General features: G+C 59.8%; 1 protein-coding gene. It reads left to right on the top strand.

Annotated elements, in window-relative coordinates; all coding sequences use genetic code 11:
- Positions 1-740: 740 nt before the first annotated feature.
- Positions 741-1262: reverse transcriptase domain-containing protein (locus tag BDI24065_RS40830; protein WP_254609968.1), on the top strand; the 522-nt coding region annotated here is incomplete at its 3' end.

Here is a 1262-nt window from a genome sequence, read left to right as displayed (position 1 = left end):
GTGAACCGGCAGTTCAAGGCCGATCGACCGAATCAGCTCTGGGTGTCGGATTTTACGTATGGTACGCCCAGCCAGCGTAGCCCGCCCGTATGGGGGTGAAGCTGCTTAAGCATGTCTGGAATGCAGTACCCGGAGGAGTTGACGTTGTAGTACCGGGGCATGCCGTTCCTCTGCTGCGAGAGGAAGTGAGCCGAAGCGGCGGTGACTTGCCGACACTGGCAAGGTGACGTAGTCCGTGGGAAACGGGGCTTGCGGCGAAGCGGTTACGCCAAGATGAGCCTCCAGGCTGAGCATGGGACGGTTGAGGAACACGAACCTGTTAAACCGCATCTGAAGGTTGAAATGTCACCCCTGCCCACACCGCTTTATGGACAGGCCGCGAACTGCTGCCGGTCACACGTATGGCCCGGCGGCACGAGCGTTGACTGGATACGAATGCCGGTCAGCGTGGCACCACGGGGAGCGCGCAGCTAGACCGTGGTGTTCGCGACGACTTGCGGCAAGCAAGGATAAAGACTGCGACAGGCAACCTCGCCCATGCGTTGAGTCCAGCATGTGAACTGGGGAAGGTCTGCACGGATGCCAAGGGAGTGTGCCCCCGATGACGTGCAGGCTGGCGGAGCCTCCGTAGTAGTCCGAGGTCGGGAAAGCCGGCCACATGGCGAAGGGAGGCAGTTGAAGTGGTTTGTTTGGTTGATTAGCTGACCGTAGTGAGGTGAAGACCTTTGATAATCAGTGAAATGCAAAGCAAACTGGCGGCATGGTCGACGGAGGACAAAGAGCGCAAGTTCGATCGACTCCTGAGACTGATTGCCGATAGGGATTGGCTGAGCGAAGCGGCTCGCATCACGCTGGCCTCCAGCGGAGCTCGCACGCCGGGCGTGGACGGGATCGACAGACGCATGATGGAAGCGAAACTCCAGCATGAACTGGCGACGATACGCGAAGAGTTGTTGGCGGGCTCCTATAGTCCGCTGCCTGCGCGACGCGTGTATATACCGAAGGCGAACGGCAAGCTCAGGCCACTCGGCATTCCGAGCCTGCGGGACCGGATTGTGCAGCGGGCAATGCTGATGGCGATGGAGCCGATTTGGGAGAGCGACTTCCATCCGGTTTCATATGGCTTCAGACCTGCCGGCAGCGTACATCATGCAATTCGCACGGTGAAGCTTCAGCTGCAGGATGGTGGTGAACAAAGCGTCGCCGGACGCTGGGTCATCGAGGGCGACCTCGCCAGCTACTTCGACACGGTTCATCACCGC

Source organism: Burkholderia lata (assembly GCF_902499025.1).
Taxonomy (GTDB): domain Bacteria; phylum Pseudomonadota; class Gammaproteobacteria; order Burkholderiales; family Burkholderiaceae; genus Burkholderia; species Burkholderia lata_C.
Note: the sequence above shows the minus strand (reverse complement) of the source record. Positions and strands in the feature narration are given on the sequence as shown.